This is a genomic window from Pontivivens marinum (genome assembly GCF_900231835.1).
Taxonomy (GTDB): domain Bacteria; phylum Pseudomonadota; class Alphaproteobacteria; order Rhodobacterales; family Rhodobacteraceae; genus Pontivivens; species Pontivivens marinum.
Genome location: NZ_OCTN01000004.1, coordinates 72,003 through 97,346 on the forward strand (window position 1 = coordinate 72,003; position 25,344 = coordinate 97,346).

At 59.4% G+C, this 25,344-nt stretch carries 22 protein-coding genes; 16 read left to right on the top strand and 6 right to left on the bottom strand.

Translation table 11 applies throughout. The features are described 5' to 3' along the window. Positions 1 to 8 precede the first annotated feature (8 nt). From CR254_RS10985 to CR254_RS11010, 6 genes are read left to right on the top strand one after another with little or no spacing between them, the layout of a single operon-like run. On the top strand, positions 9 to 383 hold the full coding sequence (locus CR254_RS10985) for a Zn-ribbon domain-containing OB-fold protein (protein ID WP_097929922.1): 375 nt from the start codon (positions 9 to 11) through the stop codon (positions 381 to 383). Then, positions 380 to 1,534, top strand: coding sequence for a thiolase family protein (locus CR254_RS10990; RefSeq protein ID WP_097929924.1), 1,155 nt, complete (start codon positions 380 to 382; stop codon positions 1,532 to 1,534). Before CR254_RS10985 ends, CR254_RS10990 begins: the two co-directional genes overlap by 4 nt. Further along, entirely contained in the window at positions 1,531 to 3,612 is a 2,082-nt protein-coding gene (locus CR254_RS10995; protein ID WP_097929926.1) for an acetate--CoA ligase family protein, read from the top strand. The genes CR254_RS10990 and CR254_RS10995 overlap by 4 nt, the downstream gene beginning before the upstream one ends. A 1-nt stretch (position 3,613) precedes the next feature. After that, a complete protein-coding gene (locus tag CR254_RS11000) occupies positions 3,614 to 4,480 on the top strand; it encodes a MaoC/PaaZ C-terminal domain-containing protein (RefSeq protein ID WP_097929927.1) in 867 nt (288 codons plus the stop codon). Next, positions 4,477 to 5,238 carry an enoyl-CoA hydratase/isomerase family protein gene (locus CR254_RS11005; protein WP_097929929.1) on the top strand — a complete coding sequence of 254 codons (762 nt, stop codon included), beginning with the start codon at positions 4,477 to 4,479 and terminating at the stop codon, positions 5,236 to 5,238. The genes CR254_RS11000 and CR254_RS11005 overlap by 4 nt, the downstream gene beginning before the upstream one ends. Positions 5,239 to 5,254: 16 nt before the next feature. Next, the gene (locus CR254_RS11010) at positions 5,255 to 6,685 is read left to right on the top strand and encodes a hypothetical protein (protein ID WP_097929931.1); all 1,431 of its coding nucleotides are present in this window, start codon (positions 5,255 to 5,257) and stop codon (positions 6,683 to 6,685) included. Here CR254_RS11010 and CR254_RS11015 read toward each other — a convergent pair. Both CR254_RS11015 and CR254_RS11020 read right to left on the bottom strand, forming a co-directional pair. Then, entirely contained in the window at positions 6,653 to 7,816 is a 1,164-nt protein-coding gene (locus CR254_RS11015; RefSeq protein WP_097930300.1) for a CaiB/BaiF CoA transferase family protein, read from the bottom strand. The two genes, CR254_RS11010 and CR254_RS11015, sit on opposite strands and share 33 nt — an antisense overlap. A gap of 116 nt (positions 7,817 to 7,932) precedes the next feature. Then, complete coding sequence (locus CR254_RS11020) at positions 7,933 to 8,859, bottom strand: LysR family transcriptional regulator (RefSeq protein WP_097929933.1); 927 nt, start codon at positions 8,857 to 8,859, stop codon at positions 7,933 to 7,935. A gap of 198 nt (positions 8,860 to 9,057) precedes the next feature. On the opposite strand from CR254_RS11020, the gene CR254_RS11025 reads away from it, so the two are divergent. The 10 genes from CR254_RS11025 to CR254_RS11070 all read left to right on the top strand — a co-directional run bounded on the left by CR254_RS11025 (position 9,058) and on the right by CR254_RS11070 (position 20,384). After that, the gene (locus CR254_RS11025) at positions 9,058 to 10,185 is read left to right on the top strand and encodes a TAXI family TRAP transporter solute-binding subunit (RefSeq protein WP_097929935.1); all 1,128 of its coding nucleotides are present in this window, start codon (positions 9,058 to 9,060) and stop codon (positions 10,183 to 10,185) included. A gap of 78 nt (positions 10,186 to 10,263) precedes the next feature. Further along, on the top strand, positions 10,264 to 12,219 hold the full coding sequence (locus CR254_RS11030) for a TRAP transporter permease (RefSeq protein ID WP_219618004.1): 1,956 nt from the start codon (positions 10,264 to 10,266) through the stop codon (positions 12,217 to 12,219). Next, entirely contained in the window at positions 12,212 to 12,877 is a 666-nt protein-coding gene (locus CR254_RS11035) for a 3-oxoacid CoA-transferase subunit A (protein ID WP_097929937.1), read from the top strand. The genes CR254_RS11030 and CR254_RS11035 overlap by 8 nt, the downstream gene beginning before the upstream one ends. After that, positions 12,874 to 13,509 (top strand): 3-oxoacid CoA-transferase subunit B, encoded by a 636-nt coding sequence (locus CR254_RS11040; protein WP_097929939.1) that lies wholly within the window; start codon positions 12,874 to 12,876, stop codon positions 13,507 to 13,509. The genes CR254_RS11035 and CR254_RS11040 overlap by 4 nt, the downstream gene beginning before the upstream one ends. A 38-nt stretch (positions 13,510 to 13,547) precedes the next feature. Next, positions 13,548 to 14,711, top strand: coding sequence for an acyl-CoA dehydrogenase family protein (locus tag CR254_RS11045; RefSeq protein WP_097929941.1), 1,164 nt, complete (start codon positions 13,548 to 13,550; stop codon positions 14,709 to 14,711). 9 nt (positions 14,712 to 14,720) lie between these two features. Next, on the top strand, positions 14,721 to 15,542 hold the full coding sequence (locus tag CR254_RS11050; RefSeq protein WP_097929943.1) for an HpcH/HpaI aldolase/citrate lyase family protein: 822 nt from the start codon (positions 14,721 to 14,723) through the stop codon (positions 15,540 to 15,542). Beyond that, positions 15,539 to 16,372: an HTD2 family dehydratase gene (locus CR254_RS11055; protein ID WP_097929945.1), complete on the top strand. Its 834-nt coding sequence runs from the start codon at positions 15,539 to 15,541 to the stop codon at positions 16,370 to 16,372. The genes CR254_RS11050 and CR254_RS11055 overlap by 4 nt, the downstream gene beginning before the upstream one ends. A gap of 9 nt (positions 16,373 to 16,381) precedes the next feature. Next, positions 16,382 to 18,097, top strand: coding sequence for an acyl-CoA dehydrogenase family protein (locus tag CR254_RS11060; RefSeq protein ID WP_097929947.1), 1,716 nt, complete (start codon positions 16,382 to 16,384; stop codon positions 18,095 to 18,097). Positions 18,098 to 18,101: 4 nt separating this feature from the next. Further along, positions 18,102 to 19,385 (top strand): MmgE/PrpD family protein, encoded by a 1,284-nt coding sequence (locus tag CR254_RS11065; protein ID WP_097929949.1) that lies wholly within the window; start codon positions 18,102 to 18,104, stop codon positions 19,383 to 19,385. A 69-nt stretch (positions 19,386 to 19,454) separates the two neighbouring features. Then, complete coding sequence (locus CR254_RS11070) at positions 19,455 to 20,384, top strand: LysR substrate-binding domain-containing protein (RefSeq protein ID WP_097929951.1); 930 nt, start codon at positions 19,455 to 19,457, stop codon at positions 20,382 to 20,384. On the opposite strand, the gene CR254_RS11075 is transcribed toward CR254_RS11070, so the two are convergent. Genes CR254_RS11075 through CR254_RS11090 form a run of 4 tightly spaced genes read right to left on the bottom strand, consistent with a single transcriptional unit; the run spans position 20,381 to position 25,339 of the window. After that, positions 20,381 to 21,703 carry a lyase family protein gene (locus tag CR254_RS11075; protein WP_097929953.1) on the bottom strand — a complete coding sequence of 441 codons (1,323 nt, stop codon included), beginning with the start codon at positions 21,701 to 21,703 and terminating at the stop codon, positions 20,381 to 20,383. The genes CR254_RS11070 and CR254_RS11075 overlap by 4 nt on opposite strands. After that, the gene (locus tag CR254_RS11080; RefSeq protein ID WP_097929955.1) at positions 21,700 to 23,517 is read right to left on the bottom strand and encodes a dipeptide ABC transporter ATP-binding protein; all 1,818 of its coding nucleotides are present in this window, start codon (positions 23,515 to 23,517) and stop codon (positions 21,700 to 21,702) included. Before CR254_RS11080 ends, CR254_RS11075 begins: the two co-directional genes overlap by 4 nt. Further along, complete coding sequence (locus CR254_RS11085; protein WP_097929957.1) at positions 23,514 to 24,425, bottom strand: ABC transporter permease; 912 nt, start codon at positions 24,423 to 24,425, stop codon at positions 23,514 to 23,516. Before CR254_RS11085 ends, CR254_RS11080 begins: the two co-directional genes overlap by 4 nt. Then, positions 24,422 to 25,339, bottom strand: a complete 918-nt coding sequence (locus tag CR254_RS11090; protein WP_097929958.1) for an ABC transporter permease — start codon at positions 25,337 to 25,339, stop codon at positions 24,422 to 24,424. Before CR254_RS11090 ends, CR254_RS11085 begins: the two co-directional genes overlap by 4 nt. Positions 25,340 to 25,344: the final 5 nt, after the last annotated feature.

The following is a 25,344-nucleotide window of genomic DNA, read 5'->3' on the forward strand; positions in this document are numbered from 1 at the left end:
AGGACACCATGACAAACTCTGACATCAAAGGGCCACAGGCCACCTACGAAGAATTCCTCGCGCAGGGCCGCTTTATGATCCAGCGCGCGGCCAGCACCGGTGAGTTCGTTTTCTATCCCCGCGTGACAACCCCAACCGGCGCCACTGATCTGGATTGGGTTGAGGTCGGCGGCGGCGCAACCCTGCACGCAATCACCGTTAATCGGGGCCGGTCCGGTTCCACCAATGTCGCGCTGGTCGATCTGGATGAGGGCGCGCGGATGATGTCCACGCTACCCAATGTTGAAACCGCCCCGATCGGCACGCGCCTGATCGCACGAATTGAAAATGACGGCGACGCCCCACGCGTAGTGTTCGATCTGGCCGAAGGAGATGCAGCATGAGCGGTAACAGTATGCGCGGAAAATCCGCAATCGTAGGCATGGCAACCGCTGGCATTGGCGAGGCGCACGGCTTCTCAGCGATGGAACTGTTGGGGCAGGCGGCTGTTGCGGCTGTTGCGGATGCTGGTTTGAAATTGCAGGACGTTGATGCGGTTTTCGCGGCGACCAGCTCGCACGCTTTTCCAACGATGAGTGTTGTTGAATATCTGGGACTAAAGCCGAAATTCTTTGATGGCACCAATGTTGGCGGCTCCAGTTTCGAGCTGCACCTGTTGCAGGCAACCATGGCGCTTGAGGCAGGTTTGTGCGACGTCGCGCTGGTCTGCTACGGCTCGAACCAGCGCACGGCGGGCGGGCGGCTTGTTTCGATGAGCGAGCCGCAATGGCACGAGACTCCCTATAAGCCACGCCACCCGATCACGGCATATGGTTTGGCGGCCAGCCGTCACATGCACCAATATGGCACGACGCGCGAACAATTGGCCGATGTTGCGTTGGCTGCGCGGGGCTGGGCGAACCTGAACCCCGATGCCTTCGCCCGTGGCCCGTTGACCAAGGATGAGGTCCTGTCAGCACGCATGATCTCCGACCCATTGACCAAGGCGGATTGCTGTCTGGTAACGGACGGCGCGGCGGCGGTTATCCTGACCCGTGCGGACCGTGCAAAGGATCTGCATGCAAAACCGGTTTACTTCATGGGCGCAGGTGCTGCGAACTATCACCGTTCCATCGTGGAAATGCCTGACCTGACCACGACTGCCGCTGCGGATAGCGGACCACGTGCGCTGGAAATGGCGGGTATCAAGCTCGGCGATCTGGATCTGGCGATGCTGTATGATGCATTTACGATCAACACGATCCTGTTCCTTGAGGATTTGGGCTTCTGCCCCAAGGGCGAGGGCGGACGTTTTGTCGAGGATGGCCGCATCGCACCGGGCGGGGAGCTGGCGGTAAACACCAATGGTGGCGGCCTGTCCTGTGTGCATCCGGGCATGTACGGCCTGTTCCTGATTGCGGAGGCGGTGGAGCAAATTCGCGGCACTGCTGGCGCACGTCAGATCGCGGATTGCAACCTTGCCCTGTGCCACGGCAATGGCGGCACCTTGTCCAGTCAGTGCACGGCTATTCTGGGGTCGGAGGCCACGCTGTGACCGATCTAGGCCATGTAGACGGGCTGCTCGCACCGCGTTCCGTTGCGATTATCGGCGCATCCGAAGATGTGACACGCATCGGCGGGCGCCCCATCGCGGCAATGCTAAAGGCAGGATATAAGGGAGATATCCTGCCGGTGAACCCGAAACGTGACAGTGTTCAGGGGCTTGCCTGCTATGCCAGTGTTGATGACCTGCCCATGGCGCCAGATGCTGCCCTGATTGCGGTTCCGGCCAAGCTGGTGCCCCAAACGATTGAGGCACTGGGCCGTAAGGGATGCAAAGCCGCCACGCTGTTTTCCGCCGGTTTCGCGGAGATGGGCGCGGAGGGTGAGGCAGCACAACGTGAACTGGTCGCCCTCGCCGGTTCCTATGGAATGCGATTGCTGGGGCCGAATACGTTGGGCGTTTATAACGTCGATATCGGCTATTACGGCTCGTTCTCGTCGTCATTGGATACGGGTTTTCCGCTGGCAGGGAATATCGGCATTGCCAGCCAATCCGGTGCATTCGGTGCGCATCTGGGCGCTTTGGCGCGGGATCGCGGGCTGGGTTCATCCATCCTGATGACCACGGGCAACGAGGCGGATATCACTGTCGCTGATGCGATTGCATGGATGGCGCAGAACGACGCAACGGACGTGATTTGCACATATATGGAGGCGGTGAACGACGCGCCTGCCTTGCTGCGGGCGCTGGATGCGGCGCGTGCGGCGGGTAAGCCTGTGATCGCGCTGAAATCCGGTCGTTCGGTTGTGGGCGCGGCTGCGGCTGCGTCGCATACGGCCTCGCTAACCGGTGATGCAGTTGTCGCTGATGCCGTGCTGACGGCCCATGGCGCGATCATCGTGCGGGATCCAGAAACCATGCTGGATATCGCCTATGTCGCGTCCAAGAAGATTTTCCCGAAACAAAACTCCCTTGGCGTAATTACCGTCAGCGGTGGTGCAGGGATCGTCATCAGTGATGAGGCGGAACGGATCGGTTTCCCAATGCCGCCCATGCCAGATGAGGCGCAGGCACACTTGAACGAGGTACTGCCCTATGGCTCCCCCGTTAACCCGCTGGATTGTACGGCGCAGGCGCTGAACGATCCATCCTTGCTGGAGGTGTTTACCCGCGCGGCATTGCAGGATGGTGGCTATGGCGCGGTGCTGTGCTTCTTTACCTATGTGGCGGGCAGTCCCGCGATGTCCGATACGATCATGCAGGCGATGACACCTTTGCGCGCCGCCTATCCCGATAGAATCATTGCCTTTGTTGCCCTAGGCGCGCCGGAGGTGCTGCGTAGTTATGACGATCAGGGCATCCTGATTTTCAACGATCCCTGCCGTGCGACCCGTGCAATTCATGCAATTTGCTCGATGCGGGATGCGGTTAACGTGACAGCACCAGACGTCACGCCATTGACCCTGCCGGACCACACACCGGATGAGGCGACGGCCAAGGAAATCCTGGCGCAATCGGGCATCCTGTCCGCGCCGGAGCAAGCCGTGCAAAGCATCGAGGACGCGGTCGCCGCCGCTGACAGCTTTGGCTATCCGGTGGTGATGAAAATCCTGTCGCCGGACATTCTGCACAAATCCGATATCGGCGCAGTGAAGCTGAATCTGGACGATGAAGGGGCCGTGCGCTTGGCCTATGCGGAGATTCTAGGTGCTGCGTCTCGACATGCGCCGGACGCGCATATCAGCGGTATCCTCGTGGCAAAACAGCTTAGCGGTGGTGTGGAATGCCTGATGGGGATCAATCGCGATCCGGCCTTTGGCCCGATGGCGGTGTTCGGTCTGGGCGGCATTTTCGTGGAGCTGCTGAACGATGTGGCAGTGCGCGAATGCCCGTTTGATACGGTGGCGGCGCACGAAATGATCTCCTCCATCCGTGGCGCGGCCATTCTAAAGGGCGCGCGCGGGCAGGCCCCCGTGGACATGGATGCACTGGCGGAAATGCTGTCACGCCTGTCGATCTTTGCCGCTGGCGCGGGGGAGCGTTTGACCTCGGTCGATTTGAACCCCGTGCTTGCCCTGCCGCAAGGCGCCTATGCGCTGGACGCGGTTATCGAAGTGAAGGAGCTCTGACATGGCGATCAATTATGACCACCTGATGGGGTACGACATTCCAGAGGTTGTGCAGAGTTATGGCGAACGGGATGTCGCGCAATACGGCCTGTCAATCGGCATGGGGCAGGACCCTATGGACCTGCAACAACTGCCCTATGTCGGCGGTGTGCAGGGCGATATCCGCGCGATGCCTGCAATGGCCAACGTGCTGGGTCATCCCGGATTTTGGCTGGGCAACCCCGATACCGGCGTGGATGCATTGCGTCTGGTGCATGGTGAGCAGGGGATGACGATCCACAAGCCCCTACCTGCCGAGGGGACAATTCGCGCCAAAACGCGGGTCGTCGGCCTGATTGATAAGGGCGAGGGCAAGGGCACGTTGCTCTATTCCGAAAAGGCAATTCATGATGCGGCCAGCGGCGACCTACTGGCCACATGTCGCGGCACGACCTTCCTGCGGGGCGATGGTGGTTTTGGCGGCCCGACCGGTCCGGCCAAGGTGCCGCATCAATTGCCCGATACCGAACCCGACCATGTGTTCCAGACGCAAACCCGTCCTGAGCAAGCGCTGCTATACCGTTGGAATGGCGACACAAATCCGTTGCATCTGGACCCTAGGGTTGCGCAAAAGGCAGGGTTCGAACGGCCCATCCTGCACGGGCTTTGCAGTTTTGGCTGTGCGGCACATGCGTTGCTGGCGGTGCTATGTGATTACGACGCGACCCGATTTGGATCGCTGGACGGGCGCTTTACCGCGCATGTTTTCCCGGGTGAGACATTGCGCACTGAGATTTGGGATGACGGCTCGTTCCGCATGCATGTGGTGCAGCGGGATAAGGTCGCCATCGGTAACGGTATTTTCCGCTTTCGTGAGGATTTGAAATGAGTGTTTCGACAGAACTGCGCGATGACGGCCTGATGATCATCACGCTGGATATGCCGGATCGGCGCAATCCCGTGGGCCATGAGGCGCGCAAGGCAATCGTGGCGGCGCTATCACAGGCGGAGGGCGACGACGCGGTGAAGGGCGTGGTGCTAACCGGCGCGGGCGGGCACTTCTCCGTCGGTGGCGATATTCGCGATCAGCGGGACCGGTCCGTGGCAGAACAGCGTGAGCGGTTTGGCACGGTCAAGGATATGGTCACGCGGATGGTCCGCTTCTCAAAGCCGCTGGTTTCCGCGGTTGAGGGATGGGCCGCTGGCGGCGGTTTCGCACTGGCGCTGGCGTGCCCAACGGTGGTGGCGGCGCAGGATGCGAAATTCATCGCCAGCTTTACCAAGGTAGGTCTGATCCCCGATATGGGCCTGCTCGCCACATTGCCAGCCCGCATCGGGGCAGGGCGCGCACGGCGGATCATCATGACCAACCGCCCCGTTGATGCGGCGGAGGCCCTTAGCACCGGCATCATTGATGAGCTGGCCGAAACCGGAACCGCACTGGAAACCGCCTGTAAAATCGCGTTGGTCGAGGCCGCAGGCGCGCCATTGCCACGCCACTTCATCAACGACTGGTTCGCGCGGGATGTTGATGCTGCGCTGGATTACGAGCGTGCCTTGCAGCCGATTCTGCTCAACAGTGCTGATGCAGCCGAGGGCCGCGCGGCTTTCTTTGAAAAGCGCACACCGACCTATCTGGGCCGTTAACCCGTCGCGAGGACAAATGCCTGATACGACCGTCGCCGAAGCTGCGCCAACAACCCTGACATTAATCCGTCGGGGCCTGATGTCTGTTGTCATGATCTCCGCAATCTTGCTGGTTTTCGTGACCTCGGATTGGTTGATCCTGGGCGCATCATGCGCACTGGCGCTGTTTTTGGTGCTGGGCTGGCGGCGGTTCGGTGTCGGAACTTGGGTGCCGGTATTGCTATCTGTCGGCATCCTCGCTGTGGCGGTGCAGCAGGGCGTTGAGGGGGCTGTTCTATTAGAGGCTCTCGGGCGGATGCTGTTTCTGTCTGCGTTGATTGCGGTTCTGGGCACGTTACGTTCCGCCGCATCAATGGCGCCGGAGGTCGCGCAGGCAGGTGCCTTTCTAACCGGTCAACCGGCCTCGCGTCGCTATATCGCGCTGAACACAGGCGGGCACCTGTTTGGCGTTTTGATCAATTTCGGGGGCCTCGCCCTGTTGCTGGACATGGCCACTCGCGCCATGAAAAGCGAGGCGAGCATGCAGCTATCGCCTGAGCTGCGTGAGGTGAAGCTGAAGCGGATGTCGCTGGCCATTGTGCGCGGGTTCGGGATGATCTCGCTCTGGTCGCCGCTTGGCTTTGCGACGAATGCGATCCTGATCACGCTGCCGGGCATTAGCTATGTGGAGTTCGGCCCGCTAGGTTTTGCCATGTCGCTGGTCTTTGTTGCGGTCGGCTGGGGCTATGATCAGATTGAGCGTTGGCGGCTGGGCACCACCGCCACCGCACGGCCCAGTCCACCGGTTGGCGCATGGAAGGGGGCGGTAATCCTGCTGGTGCATGTCGTAGTGCTGGGCGCGTCGGTCTTTATTCTGCATGAAGTTACGCCGCTTAGCTTTCAGCAGGGTTTGATCCTCGTCGTGCCAACATATGCGTTGCTATGGGCCGCTGGCAGCAGGCGTTCCGCGCCCATTTCGGCAATCCGTCAGGCGCTAGCCACCACGGTCAACCGCTTGCCCAACTCCGCAGGGGAAATTGGCGTATTCGCTGCTGCTGGTTTCCTGTCAGTGATGCTGTTGGCGCTGATCCCCGTTGACGTTTTGCGCATGTATATTGCGGATCTTGGATTGGGGCCGATATCGCTGGCGCTGGGGCTGTCCCTATCGATCGTGTTTTTCGCAATGCTGGGCATCAACCCGATTGTGACCGCATCCGTTATGGGGGCAATCGTGTCGCAACTGGCAGTGCCGGGGCTGAGTAACACGGCAATCGCGTTGGCCATTACCGGCGGATGGACCGCGGTGATCGGGCTGTCGCCCTTTATCACCACGATCATCCTGTGTTCCGGCATTATCGAGCGTCCGGTCTGGCGGATCGGCCTGATCTGGAATGGCATGTACTGCCTGACGATCCTACTGATCTGGTTTGCAATGCTAACCGGCCTGATGCTGAGTGGTTTGATTTGAGGTGGGTGCGAACTCCGCACGGATCGCGGCATCCTGCGCGCCAAGAGCGGGCATCTGCGATTTCACCACGCGACGTACGCCATCAATCAGCGCGGGCGGGGCGGGCAGCGATACGACGGAGCCGGTCGGCGTCGCGACCTGCGAAGTATGCAGATGCGGGTGGGATAGCAGCCCGTTCATGTCATTTACGCCTGCAAAGGCGATATTGGCGGCTTGCAAGAGTTTTGCCATCTCCGCATTGCTGCGCTGTCCAACTGCCTGCGCCACGGTGCCATCAACCTGTGCACGATTTTCGACTCGCGCATTATTAGTGGCAAAGGCAGGATCAGACACCAGCTCCGGCGCGTCCAACACTCCGGTTGCAAACAATTCCCATTCACGATTGTTCTGGATCGAGATCAGTAAATCCTGTCCATCACTCGTGGTAAACACCCCATAGGGTGAGATGCTGGGATGCGCCAAGCCAATCCGCTTGGGCGTATTTCCTGCGGCAGCGTGCAGATAGGGAACGGCCAGCCAATCCGCGATCACGTCGAACATGGAGATGTGGATATCACTGCCCTGACCGGTCACGCTACGCGCGATCAGTGCCTCCAGAATTGCGGCCTGCGCTGCGGCGCCGGTGGCAATATCAACGATTGAAATTCCGACCCTTGCCGGTTCATTCGGCCCGCCGGTGATCGAGCACAAACCCGTTTCGGCCTGTATTAACAGGTCATATGCCTTACGTTTCGCATAGGGACCGGTTTCACCATATCCACTAATCCCGCAGGTGATGAGCCGCTTGTTTCGGGCGCGCATTGCCGCAGCGCCCAATCCCTTACGCTCCAATGTGCCGGGCTTCAGGTTCTGGACCAGCACATCCGCGCCCTCAATCATCGACAGTAACAGGGCGTGGTCGTCAGTATTGTTCAGGTCGATCGTGACGGATTCTTTGCCGCGATTTAACCAAATAAAATAGCTGCTTTCGCCATTTGCGGCCTGATCATAGCCCCGTGCGAAATCGCCCTCGGGGCGTTCAACCTTGAGTACTCGCGCACCCGCATCTGCAAGACGCGATGTGCAATACGGTGCGGCGACAGCCTGTTCAATAGACACCACAAGAATGCCATCCAGAGGTCCGTTGGACATGATCATTTTCCCCATCTGTTCGAACCTATCATGGCTCTTTTCTAGAGCCTAAATCAGGTTATTACATGCTGCTAGGGTCTGATCAATATTTCAGACATGCATTTTCGGCATGAATGCTAAAGCGTCGTGCCTGGCCACTGACCTGAGGCGGCGAGTCGGTGAACCTCGGATGTCAGGAACTCGGAAAAGCCGGAGGTCAGTCGCGAGCCGGGGCGATTGAGCGGCGTCATCAAAACCAGGGTCCGATCAATGGTGCGACGCACGATCGGACGGGCGATCACTTCACCTGCGCGAACCTGCTGGATGACGCTGACAAGGGGCAGGATCGTGGCCCCCATTCCGCGCTGCACAAAGGCAAGCATGGTGGGCAGCATATCGACCTCCAAAACAACGTTCAGGTCGATGCCCTCGCCCTGCGCGATGCTGTCCAACCGGCCCCGCAATCCGTGCTCCGGATTTGGCAGAATCAGCGGTTCGCGCAACGCATCGGCAGCATTGATCGGCATGCCATCTGGTGCGTCGGTTTGCTTGGTCGATTGTATTAGGAAAAGTTGTTCAAGAATAATTGGTTGCATCTTTATTGAAGGTGATTTCTGCCCCTCGTAGGCAACGCCCAGATCAATCTTTCCACGCAGTAACCAGTCCTGAATATGGCCACTAAAACTGGATACAATCCGCAGGTTTACTTCCGGATAATTCTGCATTGTATGTTCGATTAGGTGGGTCGCAAGAACCTCCGCAACAGTGGGCGGCAGGCCAAGTGTTAGAGTGCCTGAAAGGGTCGTTTTATTGCCCGATAACTCGCCTGTCAGATCCTCGATATCCTCCAGAATAACCTTGGCGCGGCGGGCCAATTTCAGGCCCTCCTCGGTGGGCATAACGCCGCGTCCGTGACGGCGCAGCAGGGGGACGCCCAGCTCGAATTCCAGCGCCTTTACCTGCCTGCTCAACGCGGGCTGCGCGATGTTCAATTGGTCGGCGGCGGCGGTGATGCTGCTCAGCTCAACGATCTGGATGAAGTTGCGAAGTTGCCGGAAATCCATTCATGCTCCAATTGTATCGCTGATATATCCATAATGCATTTGAAACATAAATAGCAGTCTTACAGTCTGTGTCGAGAAGGCAAACTCACTTTTCAGCCCGATCTGGCGCTGGGGGACAGCTTTTCATCTTGGACACGGTCAAAGAATCCGGCCGAGGTGATGCGTGGGTCGGGACCTTCTCCATTCGGAGGAAACACAATGAAAAAGACACTTTTGCGCACAACTATTGGTGCACTTATGGCCTGTGCGGCGCTGCCTGCTATGTCGCAGGAATTGCCCGGCACGATGGTTTGGACATCCTATGATGTTGGTTCCGCGGGCTATGCCGAGGCATCGGCAATTGCGGATGCATTTGGCCGTGAGTTCGGTACTCGTGTACGTATTCAGCCATCGGGCAGCGGCATTGGCCGTTTGCAGCCGCTGCTGCAAGGGCGCGCCGATTATGCCTTCCTCGCGACGGAGGCATTCTTCCTCGGTGAGGGCGCATATGACTTCTCGACGCCAGAGTGGGGTCCACATCAGCTGCGCGCCATTGCAGGCCGTCCTGCGGGCATCACGCTGATTGCCGCTGGTGATGCGGGTATCAACACGGTTGAGGATGCACGCGGCAAGCGCATCGCATTCGTCGCAGGTAACCCGTCGGTGAACGTGAAGTGCGAGGCGATCCTCGCATTTGGCGGTCTGACGCTGGATGATGTCGAGGTCGTAATGTTCCCGACCTACGGCTCCGCCATGTCCTCGATGACACGCAACGAGTCCGACGCAACCTGCACCACGCCGACCACCAGTCAGCTATACGAACTGGCCGAAAGCCCCCGTGGCATTCAATACGCACCGCTGCATGCCGATAATGATGCCGGTTGGGAACAGCTTCTGGAAGTTCTGCCCATCATGAGCCCGTCCGAGGAGGACGTTGCCGCAGGTGTGCCCGAGGGTGAAATTACGCTGATGGCGGCCTATCGCTATCCTGTAATCACCACCACGGATGAGAAGTCCGAGGACGATGTTTACGCCTTTATCAAGGCGCTGGACGAAACCTATGACCTGTACAAGGACGGCACCGCAGCAATGCACCGCTGGTCCCTCGACCTGTCCGGGCGCCCTGCGATTGACGTTCCTTTCCATGAGGGCGCGATCCGCTACCTGCGCGAAATCGGCGTGTGGACCGAGGAAGACGACGCATGGAATGAGCGCCGTCTGGCTCGCATGAATGCGCTGACAGATGCATGGGCATCCTTCCACGCCGAAAATGCCGACATGGCTGAGGAAGACTTCTCCGAGGCGTGGATGGCGCATCGGGCTGAGGTTATCTCCGCACTGAACTGATCGGAGCTCGCTCCACAGTAACCCCCGGCGTTTTTACGCGCCGGGGGGATTAGTCATTCGTACATTATGGACGGTTTCATGGACTCCGATAAAAATATTGCGGGCGCCGATACGGCCGACTTCGCCCCGGTCAGTGCTGCGGGCCCACAGGGGACTATGCGGTGGCTTGTCATGGCGCTGGGTGCGTTAGGCGTCATCCTTGCCGTGAACCAGCAATTTTTGCTGGGCCTGTTTGGCTTCCAGCCGCTTGGAAACTCATATCTTTATTACCTGATTGCTATTTTTCTGGCTGTCACCTTTCTGGCCTTGCCGATTTCCAGCAAGCTGGAGGGAAAGCTGACATGGGTGAATCTGCTACTGGCGGCGGCTGCGCTGATCAGTGGCGGTTGGCTGGGGATGCACGGCCTCGATATCATCACGCGTGGCTGGGAATATGACGCGCCGCTAACCGCCGACATTATGGCGACGGTTCTGATCGTGCTGGTGCTGGAGGGCGTACGCCGTGCCGGTGGCCCCGTCCTATTGGCGACTGCGCTGCTGTTCGGAACATTTCCGCTCTATGCCGGCCACATGCCGGGCTTTTTGTGGGGTACTCAATTTTCAGGTATCGAAACGGTTCGCGCGCATGTGCTGGGTGTGGAAAGCATCATCGGCATTCCAATGCAGGTAGTTGCTGAACTGGTTATCGGCTTCGTTATTTTTGGTTCGGTCCTGGTGATTACCAAGGGCAGCGACTTTTTCATGGAGCTTGCCTCGGCCCTGCTGGGTCACAGTCGCGGTGGACCGGCCAAGGTGGCGGTGATCGGTTCCGGCATTCTTGGCTCGCTATCGGGCAGTGTGATTTCAAACATCCTGACCTCCGCGCCATTTTCCGTTCCGACGATGCGCCGCGTGGGCTATCCGGCCAGTTATGCGGCGGCGGTGGAGGCATGCGCCTCAACCGGAGCAACGCTAATGCCGCCGGTTATGGGCACTGTTGCCTTCGTCATGGCGTCCTTTCTGGGCGTGCAATATTCCACCATCGTGATTGCAGCGGTAATCCCCGCAATCCTGTTCTATGTCGCGTTGCTGTTCCAAGTGGATATGTACGCAGCACGTCGCGGCCTGCACGGTTTGCCACGCTCTGAAACGCCAAAGGTGCTGCCGGTGCTGGCAAAGGGCTGGCCCTATTTGCTGAGCCTCGCGGTGCTGATCTTTGTGCTGATGGTCCTGCGTCTGGAGTCGCGTTCGCCATATTACGCATCCATCGTGATGATTATCGCGACGTCCTTCCGCAAGGAAACGCGCATGACCTATGAGCGGTTCAAGGCGCTGATACTGGATGTTGCCCTGAACGTGGGTAAGCTGGTGGCGATCCTTGCCGGTATCGGTCTGGTCGTGGGCGGTCTGTCCTATACCGGTGTTGCCGGTGCGTTCAGTCGTGAGCTTCTGCTCTATGCTGGTGGTAGCATTCCATTGATGCTGATCGCGGGTGCTGTGACCAGCTTCGTTCTGGGCATGGGGATGACGGTTACGGCCTGCTATATCTTCCTGTCGATCCTGTTGGCGCCAGCCTTGGTTCAGGCGGGGCTGAACCCGATCGCAAGCCACCTGTTCATCCTGTATTGGGGCATGCTGTCCTATATCACGCCACCGGTTGCGCTGGCTGCAATCACTGCGGCGAATGTGGCTGGGTCCAAACCGATGGAGACTGGCTTCCGGTCTATGCGTCTGGGTCTGCCGCTCTTCGTGTTGCCGTTCATCTTTGTCTACGATCCGGCGCTGATTATGCACGGCTCTGCCATCGATATCGTAACGCGTGTTGCGCTGACGACGATTGCGCTGTGGGCGATTACCTCCGCCTTTGAAAGCTGGATTTACAAAGTGGGGCAGGTGGGCATCGTCAGCCGTCTGGTTCTGGCAGTTGGCGGCATTCTGATCATCGTGCCGACACTGACGGCCAGCATCGCAGGTGCGGTTGTTCTGGGCGGCGTCATCTCTATCAACCTGATGCTAAAGCGTCGTAATGCGACGATGGGAGCGAACCATGGATAAACGACTGCCAGATTTGGCCAGTGCGGTCGCACCGATCACAGACGGCTCAGTGATCATGATCGGGGGGTTCGGGTCCTCCGGAATTCCCTTCGGTCTGATCGACGCGCTGCTGGAACAGGGCGCGCGTGGCCTGACTGTCATCTCCAACAATGCCGGTGCACAGGAAACCGGCATTGCCAAGCTTCTAAAGGAAGGGCGTCTGGCCAAGGTGGTCTGCTCCTACCCGCGTTCCCCAGGCTCCATCTGGTTTGAGCGTCGCTACGAGGCAGGAGAGATCGAGCTGGAGGTTGTGCCGCAGGGCACACTTGCCGAACGTATTCGCGCCGCAGGTGCTGGCATCGGCGGGTTTTTGACGCCTACCGGTTACGGCACCCTGCTGGCCGAGGGTAAGGAAACCCGCGTGATCGACGGGCGCGGCTATGTGATGGAATCCCCGCTACACGCCGATTTCGCGCTGCTGCGTGCGGAAAACGGCGATAAGTGGGGCAACCTTAACTATCACGCAACCGCTCGGAATTTTAATCCGGTTATGGCCTGCGCGGCGCGCCATTCGATCGCAGAGGTTCGGCATTTATCTGATGAACCCATTGATCCAGAGCGCGTGGTCACCCCCGGCATCTTTGTTCATAGCGTCGTTGAATACGGAGTACGGCCATGAGAAATCTGACCGATACCGAACTGGCCGCACGGGTCGCGCAGGATATCCCTGACGGGTCTTATGTGAATTTGGGCATTGGCAAACCGACCCATGTTTCCGGTTACGTGCCCGAGGGGCGCGAGGTGATTTATCACGCCGAAAACGGTATCATCGGCGTGGGCCCAACCCCCGCTGAGGGTGAGGAGGATCTGGAGCTGATCGATGCTAGTAAGCGTTATGTCACGCCAGCCCCCGGTGCCGCCTATTTCGAGCATGCTGACAGCTTTGCCATGATGCGCGGCGGCCATATCGATATCGCTGTTCTGGGCGCCTATCAGGTTGCGCAAAACGGAGATATCGCGAATTGGGCCACGCTGGACAACACATTCCCGCCTGCCGTTGGTGGCGCGATGGATCTGGTGGTCGGCGTTCCGACAATCCTCGTGATGATGCGGCATATCAACCGCGATGGCAGCCCCAAGTTGCTGCGTGAATGCACCTATCCGCTAACCGGGTTGGGCGTGGTCAGCCGGGTCTATACCGACCTTGCCGTGCTGGACATAACACCGGCTGGCTTCAAACTGGTTGAACTGACAGCAGGCAATACGCTGGACGAGGTTCAAGCGCTTACCGAAGCCAAAATTCATACCTGAGCGCGGTCCCCGCGACCCATAACGAACAGGAGAGACGCGTGAAAACCAGCGCCCCCCAAGATCACGAAGACCTGCGCGATGCCTTGCGTGCGCTATGCGCCGAATTTCCACCGGAATATCACCGCAAGCATGGTGCCGATGAAACCTATCCCGAGGAATTCGTCACCGCCTTGACCGAGGCAGGCTGGATGGCCGCAATGATCCCCGAGGAATTCGGCGGATCCGGCCTTGGCCTGACGGAAGCCTCCATCGTGATGGAGGAGATCAACCGTGCGGGCGGCAATGCCGGTCATTGCCACGGTCAAATGTATAATATGGGCACGCTGCTGCGCCACGGCTCCGACGCGCAAAAGGCGAAATACCTGCCCAAGATTGCAACCGGCGAACTACGCCTGCAATCCATGGCCGTGACTGAGCCGACTACCGGCACCGACACGACCAAACTAAAAACAACCGCCGTGCGTAAGGGCGACAAATACGTCATCAACGGACAGAAGGTCTGGATCAGCCGCATTCAGCATTCAGACCTGATGATCCTGCTGGCCCGCACCACGCCGCTGGCCGATGTGAAGCGGAAATCCGAGGGGCTTTCGATCTTCCTCGTGGAACTGGATCAGGTGATCGGTAAGGGGATGGAGGTCAAACCCATCCCGAACATGGTCGGCCACGAAACCAACGAGCTGTTCTTCGATGACCTCGAAATCCCTGCCGACACGCTGATCGGTGAGGAGGGCAAGGGCTTTCGCTATATCCTCGACGGGTTGAACGCGGAACGCACCTTGATCGCGGCGGAATGTATCGGTGACGGCTATTGGTTCATCGACAAGGCAACCCGCTACGCCACGGAGCGCGAGGTATTTGGCCGCCCCATCGGTCAAAATCAGGGCATCCAGTTCCCGTTGGCCAAGGCGTTTGCCCATCTTGAGGCCGCTAACCTGATGCGGTTCGAGGCATGCCGCCGCTTTGACGCGGTTCAGGATGCCGGCGCGCAGGCAAATATGGCCAAAATGCTGGCCGCTGATGCCTCATGGGAGGCCGCAAATGCCGCCATGCAGACCTTTGGCGGGTTCGGTTTCGCGCAGGAATATGATGTGGAGCGTAAATTCCGCGAAACACGTCTGTATCAGGTCGCACCGATCTCAACCAACCTGATCCTGTCCTATGTGGCTGAACATATCCTCGGCATGCCGCGCAGTTTCTAGGAGTTAACAATGTCCGATCCCGCAGCCCATAAGGGCCTGACCTTTCCTCTGTTCGTTCCCGCCGACCGACCAGAGCGGTTTTCAAAGGCCTGTGCTGCGGGAACGGATAGCGTTATCATCGATTTCGAGGACGCCGTCGCCCCCGATAGCAAAGTCGCAGTGCGCCGCATCCCCGAACGGGCCCTGCCTGTGGATCGGAAGGTTCGATTGTTCCTGCGGGTTAATGCGGTGCAAACCCCATGGTATCGCGATGATGTTGCCTTTGCCCGCTCCGTCGGGTTCGACGGGGTTGTTTTGCCCAAGACCGAAAGCGCGCAGCAGATTGCAGACCTGCGCGCCGCATTGGACCCAGGGCGCATGGTTATTGCCTTGGTCGAGACGGTCGCAGGACTGGCCGCCATTGATGAGATCGCCGCAGAGGCTGATCAGATGGCCTTTGGCTCCATCGATTTTGCGGAGGATATGGGCTGCGCACATACGCGACTTGCACTGCTGCCCATACGCAGCCGCATTGTGCAGGCCGCGCGCATGGCCGGACGTATCGCACCAATCGACGGGGTCACGACGACAACCGATGATGCGGCGATAATTGCCGATGATGCGGCTCATTCAATAGAGATGGGTTTCGCTGGTAAGCTTTTGATCCACCCGAAACAAATAGCACCTGCACGCGGCGCATTCCGCCCCAATGCTGCCGATCTGGACTGGGCGCAGCGGGTTGTTGCGGCGGCTGGCGACGGTGCGACCTTGGCCATTGATGGGGCCATGGTGGACGCGCCGGTCGTGGCCCGAGCACGCCGTATTCTGGAGCGGGAAAGGACATTATCATGAGCGTTCTGGATCAAATCGATTTCGACCATCTGAACACATGGATTGGTCGCACCGAAAGCGTGACAGATACCGTCACCGCAGGACTGGTCGCACGGTTTCAGGCAACCTTTGGCCAACGCCTGTTTGCGGGCGCTGCGGGGGTACCGCTGGGCCTGCATTGGTGCCTCGCGCCACCTGCCGTGCCGATTGAGGAGGTCGGCCCCGACGGGCATCCCTCGCGCGGTGGGTTCCTGCCGCCAATTCCGCTGGAAAACCGCATGTGGGCAGGTGGCGCCGTCAGCTTTCACGCGCCAATCCACGTGGGGGATCAGGTCACGCGAAGCTCTCGCATCGCGGCGATAACGCCCAAGGATGGCCGCAGCGGCCCCTTGGTTTTCGTCACGGTCGAACATGAATTGCGCGTCGGCGATCAGGTAAAGGTCGAGGAGCGCCAAGACATCGTTTATCGCCCCCCCCGTGCGATTGAGCCACCGCAACCCGTGACCGTTCCCGCCGTTCCAGATGGGGCCTTTGTCGGGGATGCTGTGACATTGTTCCGTTATTCAGCGATGACATTTAACGGGCATCGCATCCATTACGACTTCCCCTATGTCACCGAGGTTGAGGGATATTCCGGCCTAGTGGTGCACGGTCCCATTCAGGCGACCCTGCTGATGAATGCCGCTGCCATGGCGCATGGGGATGAGCAGATCCGGTTCGAATATCGCGGCCTGTCGCCCCTGATTGCGGGCCACCCCGTCACTGTCACGCAGGATGGCGCACATATCTGGCTGGAAAAACCGGATGGGACCGTCACCTTCGACGCCCGCTACGCACCACTCGCCAACTGAGAGGCCGACATGACCGTACAAACCTATCGTAACGTGCCCGATAGTCGTGGCCTCAATGCATTCCTCGCGGACCCAACCTTTGCGGGTCTGTTGTCGCTGTATCTGCCCACGGCATTGCAGGGCGTCGTGATGCCTAAACTGATGCAGATGGGAGAACTTGTCGGGGACCGGTTGGAGGAATTGGCCCTGGCCGCCGACAAAAATACGCCGACGCTATCACTGCGCAATCGTGCCGGCGCCCCGGATGAGCGGGTCGTCAAACATCCCAGCTATCAGGCGCTGGAACAGGTCGCATTCGGTGATTTCGGGCTGGCCGCCATGTCGCATCGTGCGGGCGTCTTCGGGGTGGACGCCCCTTTGGCCCCGATGGCGAAATACGCGCTGGTCTATCTGTTTGTGCAGGCCGAATTCGGCCTGTGTTGCCCGTTGAGCATGACGGATTCCCTGACCCGCACCCTTCGCAAATTCGGTTCACCCGAACTGATCGAACGCTATGTGGATCGCCTGACCTCGCAGGACATGGATGAGCTGTTTCAGGGCGCGATGTTCATGACGGAGCAGGTTGCAGGATCGGATGTCGGTGCGATTGAGACTGTGGCAGAGCAAGATGGCGATACCTGGAAGCTGTCGGGCGATAAGTGGTTTTGCTCTAACCCTGACGCTGCACTCGCCATGGTGCTGGCTCGACCGCAGGGTGGGGGTGATGGTACGCGCGGGTTGTCACTGTTCCTGCTGCCACGGCATCTGCCTGATGGGCGGCGCAACGATTACCGGATTGTGCGGCTAAAGGACAAGATGGGTACGCGTTCCATGGCCTCGGGTGAAATCGCGCTGGAGGGCGCGCAGGCCTATCTGGTTGGCGATCCGGGGCAGGGGTTCAAGCAGATGACGGACATGATCAACATGTCCCGCTTGGCTAATGGTGTGCGATCCGCAGGCCTGATGCGCCATGCCGTTAGTGAGGCATTGTTCATCGCCCGCCACCGCACTGCCTTTGGCAAAACGCTCGCCGATATGCCACTGATGCAACGCCAATTGGTCAAGATGTTACTGCCAGCGGAGCAAGGCCGCAGCATGGTTTTCCACGCGGCAAAGGTTCTGCAACTGGCCGATGGCGGTGATGCACAAATGGCCAAAGTGCTGCGCATCCTGACCCCGCTGATCAAATTCCGTACCTGCCGTGATGCGCGCAAGGTTGCAGGCGACGCGATGGAGGTTCGCGGCGGCTGTGGCTATATCGAGGAATTCTCGGATGCGCGGGTGCTGCGCGACGCACATCTCGGCTCGATCTGGGAGGGGACCAGCAATATCGTTGCCCTTGATGTTGCGCGGGCCAGTCAACGCACGGGCGCATTGGCAGCGCTGGCGGACTATCTGCGCCAATGCTTGGTTGATGTGGATGCGCCGCTTGCCGATCAGTTACGCACAGCATTGGATCGCAGTGTTGCGCTGATGGAATCCGCAACCGATGCGCAGGTTCGCAGTGCTGCAACCGCACTATACCACGTCACCGCCGCGATTTTCATGGCGTGGGAGGGGGCAACCCTGAGCGCCCCCCACGCGCAGATCGCAGCGGATCGGAGCAAGCTGGCGGAGCTGACGCTAAGCCATCACCTATCCCCCCGCGATCCATTGGCACCTGCCGCGGCTGCGCCGGACTGGCTTGCAGGTCTGTTGGCACGGGCGGGCGTTGATCATTTCCCAACAAATGCAGGACAGGATTGAACCTATGCTGGCCATGACCCTTGCTAAATTCGCGACCGCGCCGATGGGCCCCAATGAGGTCATGGCGCAATTCGTGCGCTTTTCGCTGTTCGATTGGGCCAGCGTTGGCATTGCCGGACGGGATGAGCCTGTGGCCACCGCATCGCGTCAGCTTGCCATGGCCGAAGGGGGCGATCAGGCGACCCTGTTTGGCGGTGGGCGCGCAACGGCGCGGGCGGCTGCCTTGGCTAATGGGGCGACCAGCCATGCCTTGGACTATGACGACACGCATTTCGGGCATATCGGTCATCCCAGTGTTGCGATCATTCCTGCCGCCTTGGCCATGGCAGAGCAGCGCAATGCCACGGGGCAGGATTTCCTGAATGCGGTGGCGATCGGGTTGGAGGTCGCCTGCCGCGTTGGTGATTGGATGGGGCGCTCGCATTATGATGCAGGGTTTCATCAAACAGGCACATCCGGCGCGTTTGGCGCGACGGCAGCGGCGGGTCGCGTGCTGGGATTGAGCGTGCAGGAAATGGCCCATGCGCTATCCCTTACCGCAACACGGGCGGCAGGCTTGAAAAGCCAGTTCGGCTCTATGGGGAAACCGCTGAATGCAGGCTTCGCGGCGGAGGTCGGCGTAACCTGCGCAATGCTGGCGGCGGCGGGTGTGCAATCCGCGCCTGACGCTATCGAGGGCGTGCAGGGGTTTGGCCCCACCCATGTCGGTTCGGACCGTATGGCGGCTTTTGACGGCATGGGGCAGGCGTGGATTTTCCCGCGCATTTCCTACAAATTCCACGCATGTTGCCACGGCCTGCACGCGATGCTTGAGGCGCTGCGCGACGTGACACTGCCAGTCGATGCAATCGAGACGGTGACGGTGCACACCCATCCGCGCTGGCTGAAAGTATGCAACCAGCTCTCACCAGAAACGGGCCTACAGGCAAAATTCAGCTATCGCCTGACTGCGGCGATGAGCCTATCTGGCGTCGATACTGCCGCGCTGGACTCTTATTCGGATGCGATCTGCGCCCGCCCTGACCTGATCGCCCTGCGCGACCGCGTTGTGGTTCACGATGATGACAGCCTGGCAGATACGCAAGCACGGGTGATCGTGCGGGCCGATGGGCAGGACCTTGAGGTTTCGTATGACCTGCTAGCGCAGGCCGACTTGACCGATGTTGAGGCGCGTTTGCGCGCGAAATCTGCCTCGTTACTCGGGCAGTCCGCGGCCAATGATCTATGGCGTGACGTGACATCGCTGGGCACGTCGGGCGGGGTGACTGAACTGGCCGCGCGGATTTAAGAGACAGCTAACGTTTGCGCTATTTGCATGGTATCGTCCAGCAGTTGTTAAATTTGCAGGATTTGGCCCATGAACCTTCGCAGCTTGCGCCTGTTTCGCGATATCGTCGCAACAGGTTCCCTGACCGAGGCGGCATCACGCGCCAACCTGTCTGCGTCCTCGGCCAGTAGATTGCTGTCCCAGCTTGAGGGGCAATTGCAGTTGCAGCTATTTTCGCGATCAAAGCGCAACCTGAAACTGACGGAGCAGGGAGCGCTGCTGTATCAGCAAATCCAGAACACTTTGAACGGGTTGGATGAAATCCCCGCAATCGCAAAGGAGCTACGAGGACAGCCGCGAAACTGGCTATCTGTGATTACCGCAGCCCCCGTTGCGAACGGTTTGGCTGTTCCCGCAATTGCGCACATGCGCGCACAAGGGGTGGAGTTCCAGTGCACGATCCACACCGAAACCCGTTTTGAGATTGAGAGCAAAGTCGCCGCCCGCAGCTATAATCTGGGCCTGATCTCACTGCCGGTTGAGAACGAGATCGTCGCACTGGATATCATGCCGCTGCTGCGAGCGCGCATTTGCGTTTTGATGCCGCAGGATCATCCATTCGCCGCGCAGGTGGAGGTTTCGATCAAGCAATTGGCGCAGGAACCACTGGTTTCCCTCGCCAGCGGTCAGCGCTGGCGAGGCCGGATCGAGGATGTGCTGGGCGGCGCAGGTCTGCGGCCCAATATCGCGTTTGAGACTGGATCGACCCTCGTCACGATTGAGATGGCCCGTCAGGGGCTGGGTCTAACCATCATTGATGCGGTTTGCATGCCCGAACCCTCGCTGCACGGCATGGTTCTGCGCCCGATTGAGGGGGATCATTGGTCAACCTATGCCAGCGTTCAACCCGAGGGGCCAAAGACGAAATTGGGCGAGTTGTTTCTGGATGCACTAAGCGCGCAGGTGGAGGCCCGCCGTGCACAATCTGCGCAGGTGGCGGACCTTCTTTATCTGATCTAGCGCAGTTGCGTGGACAGGCGGTTGGCGAGTTCCGATGCCTGTAACGCGATGCTGGCGCTGTCGCCACAATATTGCGCGGGGTCCAACGCGCTGCGGATTGCGCCCTCATCCAAATGGGCGCGAATGGTGGGGTTTTGCGACAGGCTCTCCACGATTGGCATCCCATCTGTATGGTCCAGCGCATGGTGTATCAGATCATGCGCCGCCGCCCGCCCCGTATGTGGTGACAGAACCATCATCAGGTTTTCAGTGGACATCGCACCACCGCTCAGCTCCGCATTTGCGGCCATGTTTTCCGGCAACACCCTGATCCGGCCAAGCAGATGCGCAAACCCCTCGGCCAGTGTCCAACCCAGAGGCACCGCACGATCCAGCACACGGCTGAGAAGTTGATTTGTCGCCGCGTCCCCCTCGTGGCTGGAGCGCCCAGTTTCCAGCGCGGAACCGGCCAAGCCGCGCAGTTCCGCCGCCTCGGCCAATACACGTACGACAAATTTCGGGTTTACCTTATGCGGCATGGTTGAGGAACCGACGGTCCCCTTGTCCAACACCTCGGCCAACTCGTTGATTTCCTGCGTCATCAGCAGGTAAATCTCCGAGGCGATACGCTCGATCGTCATGGCAAGCAGGCTGAGTTGCAGGATGTAATCCGCAAACAGATCGTTGATCGTGCGTCCCGGGACCAGCAAATCGCGCAGCCCCAGCCGTGCGGCGAGGCGCTGGTTCACCTCTCGCCCCGATCCGCCAAATGCATGCATTGCCCCCACCGCGCCGCCAAAGGGCAGGGCGAACAGCCGGTTTGCACCTGCATCCAAACGCTCCACCGCGCGGGACAATTCCTCGATCCAACTCGCGACCTTGAACCCAAAGGTGATGGGCAGTGCATGTTGGCGATTTGTGCGACCGGGCATAAAGGTCTCGGCGTGATCCGTCGCCAATGTGGCCAAGGTTTCAAACGCACCTGACAGTGCGCCCCTGATTTCGGTATCAGCACGTCTGATCAACAGGATGCGCCCCGTTTGCATGACGTTCTGGGTGGTTGCCCCCCAGTGAACGTAATCACCGGCTGGCCCTGCTGCCTTGCTCAAAAAACGGGTCAGGGACAGGATTGGTGCCATGGTGTAGCTAATATCGCGGGCCAAGGCATCGCGGTCCAGTTTGTCCAGATGCGCTGCCTCGCTAATCGCCTGCGCTGCATCGGCGGGAATGATGCCCAGCTCGGCCTGTGTCTGGGCCAAGGCAGCCTCAACATCCAGCCATGATTGCCACAACGCATCCCGTGAAAACAGGGTGTCAGGGCGTAGGTTTTCCATGCTCATGATGCGACCTCCGCATTCGTCATTTCGAACCTAGGGGCGGCGGCCAGCAGGTTGCGGGTATAATCATTGGTGGGGGTTTTGAGGACTTGCTGGGCGGGGCCTTCCTCCACGACTTTCCCGTTCAGCATCACCACCACGCGATCCGCAATTTGGTGAACGACGGCCATGTCATGGGTGATGAGAAGGCAGGTCAGGCCCATCTCAGCCTTCAGATCATCCAGCAGGTTCAGGATTTGCGCCTGCACCGAAACATCCAGCGCGGAGGTGGGCTCATCACAGATCAGCGCAGCAGGGCGCGTAACCAATGCGCGGGCAATCGCAACACGCTGCCGCTGCCCACCGGACAGTTGCGACGGATAGGCGTGTAATAGGCGCTGGGGCAGGCGAACAATGTCCAGTGCCTCACCAACCGCCTGCTTCAACACTTTGCTGTCCTTTTCGCCGCGCAATTGCAGGGGGCGTGCGATGATTTCAGCCAAGCGGCGGCGTGGGTTCAGCGATGAATAGGGGTCCTGAAAAATCGGTTGCACAAAGGCGGCACGCTCCTGCGGCGCCAATTCGGCTACAGGGCGATCCAGCATGCGAACCTGTCCGGAGGTCGGCTGTGCAAGCCCCAGCAAAATGCGCGCCAATGTGGATTTTCCGGATCCGCTTTCCCCGATCAGGGCCAATGTTTCACCGCGCTTCAGGGATAGGGATACATCGTCTAGAGCCTGAATCTGACGCTTGGCCCCGAACAGTGCTTTGCGGGTTTCAAAGACCTGATTGATGTTGGTGGCGGTTATCACATCCTGACCAACAGGGGTGCCTGCTGCACGCAGGGGAATAACCTCGGCATGGCGTGTGGGTGGCGTCTCCAGAACGCAGCGATAGGAATGCTGCCCGTCATGGTCGCGCATTTGCGGGCGTGCAGTTGTGCAATCCTCGCGCCGATAGGAACATCGGGGGGCAAAGATGCAGCCCTTGGGCGGACTGACCAGCGATGGAACCGTGCCGGGGATTGCGCCCAGACGACCGGGGGCCATGCCCAGATGCGGGATCGCGAGCATCAAGGATTGCGTATACGGATGGGCCGGTGCGCGCAGAACACCGGATGCGTCGCCACGCTCGATAATCTCACCACCATACATGACCGCGACATCGTCACTACGTTCCGCCACCACGGCAAGGTCGTGCGAAATCAGGATCATGCCCATCTGACGTTCCCGCCGTAAATCATCCAGCAGGTCGAGGATTTGCGCCTGTACCGTCACATCCAATGCGGTTGTCGGCTCATCCGCGATCAGCAGCGTCGGGTCGAGCATCAGCGTCATCGCGATCATCACACGTTGCCTTTGTCCGCCGGATAGCTGATGCGGAAACTGGCTCATCCGGCCTGCGGGATCGGGGATGCCCACACGCTCCAATAGATCAATGGCTTTGCGTTCAACTTGCTTACCGCTCAACAATCCGCGTGAAACCGCGCCCTCAGTCATTTGGCGACCGATGGTGTAGACGGGGTTGAGCGAGGTCATCGGCTCCTGAAAGATCATGCCGATCTGCGGACCTGCGATTTGGCGGGTAAAGTTGCGATCATCCAGCGTGCGCAGGTCTAATCCGTCCAACTGCATGGTCGTTGCATCCGCGATGGCCGAACGTGGCAGCAGGCGCATCAGGGCGAGCGCGCTCATCGATTTACCCGACCCGCTTTCCCCGACAATGCCTAGGGTTTGGCCGCGCTCCAGACTGATGGACACATCCCGAACCACATGCAGCGTATTGCCGGGCAAGGGCAGGGTGACGCTGAGGTTGTTTATTTCCAGAAGCTTGCTCATTCGTTGCGCCCCTCGGGTGATGTGATGTCGCGCAGGCCGTCGCCCATCAGGTTTGCGCCGATAACCAGCAGGAACAGACAGATTCCGGGCAGAACAACCAGCCACGGGCGATAGAACATCGCCTGTTTCCCCTCGGCGATCATCAGTCCCCATGACGGTGTTGGCGGTTGGATGCCGACACCCAGAAAGGACAGGCTGGATTCAGCGAGGATCGCGATGCCCAGCTCGAACGTGAAAATCACGATGATCTGTGAGAACAGGTTGGGCAGGATCTCATGCCAGATCACTTGGCGCGGTGTTGCGCCGGATGCGACGGCGGCGGCCACGAAATCGAGACTGCGTATGCGCTGCGTCGCGGATCGCGTCACGACCAGATAATAGGTCCAGTGCAGAATACCGACGATGCCGATCACAACCCAGATCGACGGGCCGATAATGAAAACCAAGGCCATTGCCAGCAGCAAACCCGGCAGGGCCAGTTGCGCGGTCAGCAGGAACGAGATTGCGTGATCGACGATACCCCCGAAATACCCCGCCAGCACACCCAAGGTGACGCCGATCAGCATGCCGATACAAGCCGCGCCAATACCGATCGTGATCGAAACCCGCGTGCCGTATATCAAGCGGCTAAGGTAGTCGCGCCCGTTTTGATCGGTGCCAAGCAGGTAGTCAGGATTGCTTCCCTCGGCCCAGATTGGCGGCAACATGCGCGCGCTTAGCGTTTGCGCATACGGGTCATGTGGGGCCAGAAGCGGTGCGAATAATGCGATCAGGGCGATAGTTGCGATCAGGCCGGCCCCGATCAGAAAACCTGTATGGCTCAGCAATCGCTTGCGGAAAATCTGGCGTGGGGTCAGCAGGGTCATCTCTGCCTCGACGCCGGTTGTTGAAATCTGTGTGTCGGTCATCCGATACGGATCCTTGGGTCAATCGCGGCATTCAGAATGTCCGCAAGCAGGTTCATGGCAACGAAGACGATGGCGAAAACGAAGATCAACATCTGGACGGTCGGAATGTCCGCGCCCAAAATGGATTCCAGTGCCAGTCGGCCCAAGCCGTTGATTGCAAATATGCTTTCCGTAATGACGGAGCCGCCGAACTTCTGCCCCAACTGCACGGCCAGCACAGAGATAACGGGCAGCAGCGCATTGCGCAGCGCGTGGCGGCGCAGCAGGGGCCAACCGCGAAACCCCTTGGCGCGAGCAGTCCGGATGTAGTCAGCGCCCATCACCTCGATCAATCCGGTACGGGTCAAACGCATGACCGCAGGCACCGAGGACGCGCCCAGGACGAAGGCAGGCAGAACAAAATGCCGCCACGTATCATCGCCGGAAACGGGCAAGATAGGGAACATCACGCCGAACAGAATAATCATGATCAGCCCCAGCCAAAAGTTCGGGACAGCTTGCGCAGACACCGCCACGCCAAGCGCCATCCGGTCGATCCAGCTATTAGGGTTGAGGGCGGCAAGCGCACCCAGCGGTATCGCGATCAGGATGGTCACAAACATCGCGGAGAAGGCGAGCTTCAGCGTTTCATCAGCACGATCCGCCACCAGTTCGGCGACAGGTTTGTGCCAGTAATAGCTTTCGCCAAAATCACCGGTCAGCACGCCGCCAAGCCAGTCGAAATAGCGCACAGGTAGTGGCCGATTCAAGCCGTAACGCGCGCGGATCGTCTCAACCACGTCAGGGGTCGCGTCCTCACCTGCGATGGCATAGGCGGGATCGGTCGCCACGTTCAGCAGCAAAAATGCCGCGAGTGAAACGGTAAAGGCAACCAGCACGGCCAATAGGCCGCGCAAAGCAATGTATTTTAACATGGTCC